The 6,960-nt window shown below is 70.2% G+C and carries 8 protein-coding genes; 6 read left to right on the forward strand and 2 right to left on the reverse strand.

Going from position 1 to position 6,960, the window contains the following annotated elements; translation table 11 throughout:
* Positions 1 to 153: 153 nt before the first annotated feature.
* Entirely contained in the window at positions 154 to 753 is a 600-nt protein-coding gene (locus tag AOK01_RS23240) for a sigma-70 family RNA polymerase sigma factor (protein ID WP_055514796.1), read from the reverse strand.
* A 419-nt stretch (positions 754 to 1,172) separates the two neighbouring features.
* Between AOK01_RS23240 and AOK01_RS23245 the strand changes: the two genes are divergently transcribed.
* The 3 genes from AOK01_RS23245 (at position 1,173) to AOK01_RS23250 (ending at position 2,383) form a co-directional block, all read left to right on the forward strand.
* The gene (locus AOK01_RS23245) at positions 1,173 to 1,589 is read left to right on the forward strand and encodes an STAS domain-containing protein (protein WP_055514798.1); all 417 of its coding nucleotides are present in this window, start codon (positions 1,173 to 1,175) and stop codon (positions 1,587 to 1,589) included.
* Positions 1,586 to 1,747 (forward strand): hypothetical protein, encoded by a 162-nt coding sequence (locus tag AOK01_RS43675; RefSeq protein WP_157871445.1) that lies wholly within the window; start codon positions 1,586 to 1,588, stop codon positions 1,745 to 1,747. The genes AOK01_RS23245 and AOK01_RS43675 overlap by 4 nt, the downstream gene beginning before the upstream one ends.
* A gap of 123 nt (positions 1,748 to 1,870) precedes the next feature.
* The gene (locus AOK01_RS23250; RefSeq protein WP_055514800.1) at positions 1,871 to 2,383 is read left to right on the forward strand and encodes an EF-hand domain-containing protein; all 513 of its coding nucleotides are present in this window, start codon (positions 1,871 to 1,873) and stop codon (positions 2,381 to 2,383) included.
* Here the strand turns inward: AOK01_RS23250 and AOK01_RS23255 are convergent.
* A complete protein-coding gene (locus tag AOK01_RS23255) occupies positions 2,362 to 3,903 on the reverse strand; it encodes a class I adenylate-forming enzyme family protein (RefSeq protein ID WP_055514802.1) in 1,542 nt (513 codons plus the stop codon). The two genes, AOK01_RS23250 and AOK01_RS23255, sit on opposite strands and share 22 nt — an antisense overlap.
* Before the next feature lie 173 nt (positions 3,904 to 4,076).
* Here AOK01_RS23255 and AOK01_RS23260 point away from each other — a divergent pair, with 173 nt between their 5' ends.
* The 3 genes from AOK01_RS23260 to AOK01_RS23270 form a co-directional block, all read left to right on the forward strand.
* Positions 4,077 to 5,303: an amidohydrolase family protein gene (locus tag AOK01_RS23260; RefSeq protein ID WP_055514804.1), complete on the forward strand. Its 1,227-nt coding sequence runs from the start codon at positions 4,077 to 4,079 to the stop codon at positions 5,301 to 5,303.
* A 9-nt stretch (positions 5,304 to 5,312) separates the two neighbouring features.
* Positions 5,313 to 6,467 carry an acyl-CoA dehydrogenase family protein gene (locus AOK01_RS23265; protein WP_055514805.1) on the forward strand — a complete coding sequence of 385 codons (1,155 nt, stop codon included), beginning with the start codon at positions 5,313 to 5,315 and terminating at the stop codon, positions 6,465 to 6,467.
* Between the two features lie 10 nt (positions 6,468 to 6,477).
* On the forward strand, positions 6,478 to 6,960 hold a 483-nt coding region (locus AOK01_RS23270), incomplete at its 3' end, for an acyl-CoA dehydrogenase family protein (RefSeq protein ID WP_169800156.1).

The following is a 6,960-nucleotide window of genomic DNA, read 5'->3' on the forward strand; positions in this document are numbered from 1 at the left end:
GGTCCGTGTCCTCGATTGAGGTGCGTGGCACGGGGATGTGGCGGGGTTCGGTTTCGTTACCTGGGGTTTTGTTCGGTTCTGGGCGGGCGTTGTGCTCCCGTGGGGTTGGGGCGTCGCCGTCGTCGTCGTACTCGCCGAAGGGGTTCGTGTTGTTCACCGGGTACCCCCTTGTTCGGGCGGCGTTCCGGAGCGGCCTGCGTCGTGGGCCGTGGACAGGAGTTGGAGGCCCAGGCGCAGGCGGCGGCGCGCCTCGTCCTCGGTGACGCCCAGGTCGGCAGCGGTCTGGCGGTAGTCGCGGCGCTGGAAGTAGGCGAGTTCCAGTGCGGCGCGCAGTGGCGTGGGCATGGACGTGACGATGTAGTCGGCGCGCGCGGCCACCGAGGCGCGGCGGACCCTGCGCTCCAGTTCCTCCGTGTCGTCGGGGTTGGTGGGGTCGGCGGTGCCGTCGTGGGCGAGCGCGGCGGTCTCCGTGGTGCGCAGGCGTTGTACGGCGAGGCGGTGGGTGAGTGTGGCGACCCAGGAACGCAGAGGGCCCTGTTTGGGGTCGTACGACTCGGGGTTCTCCCAGACGTGCGCGAAGACCTCACGCGTGATGCCGTCGGCCGCGCGTTCGTCTCCGAGCACACGGTGGGCAAGGCCGTGCACGAGCGAAGCGAATCGGTCATAGAACTCGCCGAGTGCGGCAGCCTCTCCCCGTGCGAGCCGCTGCTGCATCTTGCGGTCCCAGCGGGGTGGCGTGTCCCTCATGGCCATACGGCCCCCTCGCCCCTGCTCGTGCCGTGCGCCTGTCCCTGTGCCTGCCCGGTACCTGCCCGTGTACCCACCGGATTCTCCTCTCCGGCTTCCTCCCGAATGTAGTCGGCACCTGTGACGACGCACGCCCCTTTATGGCAATGCGCGCCCCTGGAGAGGGCTCGGGTGGTAGAGGCCTGAACGTGGAGTGTGGGAGTGAACTCACAGTGTGGAGGCGGATGTCCCATTTGCACCGATCGGGTCGGTGCGGAGCTGACCGGAACTGCCCGGCCGGGGCATGTTTCGATTCGGCATTCGGTGTTTCATGGGATGAAGGGCGGGGCAGCCACGCCCCAGGGAAGCGAAGGAACGGCTTCCGTTTCCGGGTCCGGCCGTAACCGGGCCGTCCGGTCCGACATCGTCGAGCGAGGGACAGACGCGTGGCGCTCAGGGTGACCGAAGGCGAACAGCGCGGCTGGACCGTCGTGCGTGTTTCGGGCGAGATGGATCTGGTGACGTCGCCCGTGCTGCGGCAGCGGATGCACCGCGCGGTGGCCGACGGACGACACGATGTCGTCCTCGACCTGTCCGAGGTGCTGTTCTGCGACTCCAGCGGCGTCGGCGTCCTGATCGCCGGCCGCCGGCTGATCCGCTCCTGCCAGGGACGTCTCCGGCTGGTCCTTCCCGCCCAGGGCGCGGACGGGGGCGCCTACCGGTCGAGCGACGTCGGGATCGGGGGCGGTTCCCACGTCAACCGGGTCCTCGGCGCCCTCGGAGTGCGCCGCCTCTTCGACGTGTATCCCGATGTCGACGCCGCCGTCGTCGACGAAGCCGGGTCGGGTTCTCTGTCGGCTTGATCACCGGCGCGACCACCGGCCTGATCACCGGCTTCGTTTCCGGCTTGCTCACCGGTGTGGTTCCGTGCGGTTCCGTGTGGTTCCGCCTTGTGATCAGTGGTGTCGTGCCCGGCGTGATTTCCGTCATGTGGGGGGAAGATCGTTCCGCGGGTCCGTGACGCCGTTGTCGCGGATTTTCCCCGGTCTTGGCACAAGCGTCGTTTTCCCGCTCCCCGAGGAGCCGGGTCGTCGTACGCTCCCTGCCAGACGCACCCACGTGATGTAAGGCGGTCCCGAAAGACATGGTCAGTACCGAGTACGAGCGGAAGATCGCCGCCCGGTTCGCCACCTTCGACCAGGACGGCAACGGCTATATCGACCGCGAGGACTTCAACGCGGCGACGAAGGCGCTGCTCGCCGAGTTCGGCACGGCGGCCAGGTCCGACCGGGGCCAGGCCCTCTACATCGGCGCGGAGGCCTTCTGGCAGGGCATGGCCGGCATAGCGGACCGTGACGGTGACCAGCGGATCACCCGCGAGGAGTTCGTGAACGGCGCCGTGAAGCGGCTGCGGGACAACCCCGACCGGTTCGCCGAGATCGCCCGCCCCTTCCTGGACGCGGCGCTCGCCGTCGCGGACGGCGACGGGGACGCCGTGGCGACCGTCGACGAGATCGCGCGGGCTCTCAAGGCCCTCGGCGCGCCCGAGGCCGTCGCCACCGCCGCGGCCGGCGCGCTCGACGCGGACGGGGACGGCCGGGTCGCCGAGCCGGAGATCGTGAGCGCCTTCGCCCGTTACTTCACGGTTCCCGAGTAGCGCTCCCTGAGCTTGTACTTGAGGACCTTGCGCAGGGTCTCGTTGCGCGGAAGGGCGTCCACCACCTCCAGTTGCTCCGGCAGCTTGTGCGGGGACAGTCCTTCCGCGCGCAGGTAGGCCGTCACCTCGGCGAGGCTCAGTACAGGCGTCCCAGGGGATTCGGAGGGCTCGGGGGGACGTTCGATCACCGCGCACACCCGCTCGCCGCGTTCCGGGTCCGGCAGGCCGATCACCGCGACGTCGCCGACGCCGGGATGGCGGTGCAGCAGGTCCTCTATCTCCTTCGCCGAGATGTTCTCGCCCTTGCGGATGATGACGTCCTTCAGGCGGCCCGTCAGGACCAGATGGCCGCTCCCGGTGAGGTGCCCGAGGTCCCCGGTGATCAGGAAGCCGTCCTCGTCGAAGGCGTCCGCCGTCTGTGCCGGGTTCAGATAGCCCCGGCAGACCGCCTCCCCGCGCAGTCGTATCTCCCCGTCCACGATCCGGATCTCCATGCCCTCCGGAGGCCTGCCCTCCGTTGTCGCGAGGTTCTCCTCGGAGTCGTCCGGTGAGCCCATGGTGATCATCGGGACCTCGGTCATGCCGTACCCGTGGGTGAGCCGGACGCCCATCTCGCGTACGACCGCGTGGTGGACCTCGGGCGGCTTCGGTGCCCCGCCGCCCGCGAGCAGACGCAGTGAGGGGATGAGCCTGGCGTCCGGCTGCTTGCGCTGCTCGGCCAGGAACATCGAGTAGAACGCCGTGGAACCGCCCGCCACCGTCACCCCGTGCTTGCGGAAGCCCTCCAGCGCGTCCGGCAGCGCGAACTTCTCGAACAGGACCGCCGGGAACCCGTACAGCAGCAGCATGACCAGGTAGTCGGGGCCGCCTATGTGCGCGAAGGGGAACGCGATCGAGCCGACGTCGTCGGACGACAGGTGCAGCGCGTGGGCGAGGCAGGAGCCCCCGGCGATCAGTGAACGGTCCGTGTGCAGTACGCCCTTGGGGTCCGACGTCGTCCCGGACGTCCAGTAGATCCAGCGCACGTCGGTGCCGCTCGCGGGAGGCGGAGGGAGCGTCGACGGGTCTCCGGTGGGGAGTGCGTCGTACGCCTCGAAGACGCCTCGTGCCTGGATGCGTTCCGCCATCGCGCCGTGGTCGAAGCCGCGCCATTCGCCCGGTACGGCGAAGTGGGCCGCCCCCGACTCCCGTACGGCGAACGCGACCTCGCGGTCCCGGTAGAAGGGGATCACCGGGGACTGGACGGCCCCGAGCCGGGCCAGGGCCATCGCGAGGAGGACCGTCTCGATCCGCGTGGGCAGCTGCCAGGCGACCACCGTTCCGGGGCGTACGCCCATGGCGTGCAGGCCCGCCGCGGTCCTCTCCGCGCCCGAGCGCAGCTCCTCGAAGGTGAGGGTGCGGTCGTCCTGGAGGAGGACGGGGCGGTCCGGGGTGAGCGCGGCGCGGCGTTCGACGAGCTCCCAGAAGGTACGGGAGGCGCCCAGTTCGTGTGCGGTGTGCGTGTCCGTGACCGTGTCCATGGCCGTACTCCTCTTAGCTGACGGAGAGTCAGATCGGGCGAGAGCGTAGGCCTCGGTGTCTTGTCGGTCCAGGGGTGCGGGGCTAGCCTTCAGGAGTACCTAGAGCTGACGGACCGTCAGATGAATGCGATGTGCTGCCAGACGTGCCAGACGTGCCAGGCGGAGGGACCCCCATGACCGAACTGCCCCGGATCATCAGCGTCGACGACCATGTGATCGAGCCCGCGCACCTCTTCGAGACCTGGCTGCCGAAGAAGTACCGGGACCGCGGCCCCAAGCCGCTGACCGCCGGTATCGGAGAGCTGGCCTACGTGGCAGGCAAGTACCGGATCACGATGGACCCGGACGGGCCGCCGACCGACTGGTGGATCTACGAGGACCTGAAGTTCCCGTACAAGCGCAACATCGCCGCCGTCGGCTTCGACCGGGACGAGATGACCCTGGAGGGCATCACCCGCGAGGAGATGCGGCCCGGGTGCTGGGACCCCGTCGAACGGCTCAAGGACATGGACGCCAACCATGTGGAGGGAAGCCTGTGCTTCCCGACCTTCCCGCGGTTCTGCGGGCAGACCTTCGCCGAGGCGCGTGACAAGGAGGTCGCGCTGGCCTGCGTGCGCGCTTACAACGACTTCATGGTCGAGGAGTGGTGCGGCGACAGCGGCGGCCGGCTCATCCCGCTGTGCATCATCCCGCTCTGGGACATCGACCTCGCGGTCGCCGAGATCCGGCACAACGCGGCCCGCGGCGTGAAGGCCGTGACCTTCTCCGAGATCCCCACCCACCTGGGGCTGCCATCGATCCACTCCGGCTACTGGGACCCGTTCTTCGCGGTCTGCCAGGAGACCGGCACGGTCGTCAACATGCACATCGGCAGCAGCAGCCAGATGCCCGCCGCGTCCCCGGACGCCCCGCCCGCCGTCCAGGCGTCCCTGAGCTTCAACAACGCCATGGCCTCGATGATGGACTTCCTGTTCTCGGGCGTACTCGTGAAGTTCCCCCGGCTCAAACTGGCGTACAGCGAAGGACAGATGGGCTGGATTCCGTACGCACTGGAGCGGGCCGACGACGTGTGGGAGGAGCACCGCGCCTGGGGCGGGGTGCGCGACCTGATCCCCGAGCCGCCGTCCACGTACTACTACCGGCAGATCTTCTGCTGCTTCTTCCGCGACAAGCACGGGGTCGCCTCGCTGGACGTGGTGGGGCGCGACAACGCGACCTTCGAGACCGACTACCCGCACGTCGACTCGACCTTCCCACACACCAAGGAGGTCGCCCTCGACCATGTGAAGGGCCTCGACGACGAGACCGTGTACAAGCTGATGCGTGGCAACGCCATCCGCATGCTCGACCTGGATCACGACAGGTACCGCGACGGGTCTCGCGGCAGGTGGAACAGGTAGAGACCGGTCATGGATCTCTCGTACACGCCCGAGGAGGAGGATTTCCGGGTCCGGCTGCGGGCGTGGCTCGCCGACGTGCTTCCCGGGCTGCCCCCGAAGCCCTCGCCCGACGACTGGCCCGGCCGGCGCGCGTACGACCTCGGGTGGCAGCGCATGCTGTACGACGCCGGGTACGCCGGACTCCACTGGCCCGTGGACGCGGGCGGCCGGGGCGCCACCCCGACCCAGCACCTGATCTTCCTGGAGGAGACCGAGAAGGCGGGCGCCCCCTATGTCGGGGCCAACTTCGTGGGCCTGCTGCACGCCGGGCCGACCGTCGCCGCCGAGGGGAGCGCCGAACAGCGGGCGCGCTGGCTGCCGCCCGTGCTGCGCGGCCAGGAGGTGTGGTGCCAGGGGTTCAGCGAGCCGGACGCCGGCTCCGACCTCGCGGCCCTGCGCACCCGCGCGCACCGGGACGGCGACCACTATGTGGTGAGCGGTTCCAAGATCTGGACCTCGCACGCCGAAGTCGCCGACTGGTGCGAGCTGTTGGTGCGCACGGATGTGGATGCCCCCAAGCACCGGGGGATCTCCTGGCTCGCGATGCCGATGGACGCGCCGGGGATCACGGTACGTCCCCTGCGTACGCTCGCCGGTTCGGCCGAGTTCGCCGAGGTCTTCCTCGACGAGGTGCGGGTGCCCGTCGCCAACCGGGTCGGCGGGGAGAACGACGGCTGGCGCGTGACCATGGTGACCCTGTCCTTCGAGCGCGGCACCGCCTTCGTGGGCGAGGTGGTGGCCTGCCGGCGCGTCCTCGGTGAGCTGGCCGGGGAGGCCCGCAAGAACGGCCGCTGGGACGACGTACCGCTGCGCCGCCGGCTCGGCAGGCTCAACGCCGAGTTCCGCGCCCTGTGGCGACTCACGCAGTGGAACGTGAGCGAGTCGGAGCGCACCGGCGGGGTGCCGGGCGTGGGCGGCTCGGTCTTCAAGCTGAGGTACTCGCAGGCGCGTCAGGAGCTGTACGACGCGGCGGCGGAGGTGCTCGGCCCCGAAGCGCTCGACCTCGGCAGGCCGTGGACGGTGGACCGGCTGTCGTCGCTCTCGTACACCATCGCGGCCGGCACCTCGCAGATCCAGCGGAACATCGTGGCCGAGCGGATTCTGGGCCTCCCGAAGGGACGGTGACGGTGACCCGATGGACTTCCGACTCACCGATGACCAACGGGCCTTACGGGCCGGGGTGCGCGAACTGCTGGTGCGGCGGTTCGGACGGGAGCGGCTGCGGGCCGCCGTGGATCCGCCCCGGAACGGGAGTGCGGGGGACGAGGGGCACGGCGTCCCCGGGGTTCTCGATCGTGCGCTCTGGCGCGAGTTGGGCGAGGCGGGTTTCTTCGCGCTGCGGCTGCCCGAGGCGCGCGGCGGGGTCGGGCTGGGGCTGCCCGAGGCGGTGCTGGCCTTCGAGGAGGCCGGCCGGGCGCTGCTGCCCGGACCGCTCGTGGCCACGCACCTCGCGGCCGGCGACGTGCCCGGAGCGGCCACCGGCGAGTGCGTCGTCGCGGCCGTCGACGGCACCCTCGTCGAGTGGCTGGACGCCGCCGACGTCGTACGCGGCGACGTGACCGGCGCCGTCGCCATGCGCTCGGTCGACCCGCTGACCCCCCTGCACCGGGTGCCCCGC

The organism is Streptomyces aurantiacus (assembly GCF_001418335.1).
GTDB lineage: Bacteria > Actinomycetota > Actinomycetes > Streptomycetales > Streptomycetaceae > Streptomyces > Streptomyces aurantiacus.

Coding starts and splice junctions, on each gene's coding strand:
- AOK01_RS23240 (WP_055514796.1), bottom strand. CDS start 753: ATGGCCATGAGGGACACGCCACCCCGCTGGGACCGCAAGATGCAGCAG.
- AOK01_RS23250 (WP_055514800.1), top strand. CDS start 1,871: ATGGTCAGTACCGAGTACGAGCGGAAGATCGCCGCCCGGTTCGCCACC.
- AOK01_RS23255 (WP_055514802.1), bottom strand. CDS start 3,903: ATGGACACGGTCACGGACACGCACACCGCACACGAACTGGGCGCCTCC.
- AOK01_RS23260 (WP_055514804.1), top strand. CDS start 4,077: ATGACCGAACTGCCCCGGATCATCAGCGTCGACGACCATGTGATCGAG.
- AOK01_RS23265 (WP_055514805.1), top strand. CDS start 5,313: ATGGATCTCTCGTACACGCCCGAGGAGGAGGATTTCCGGGTCCGGCTG.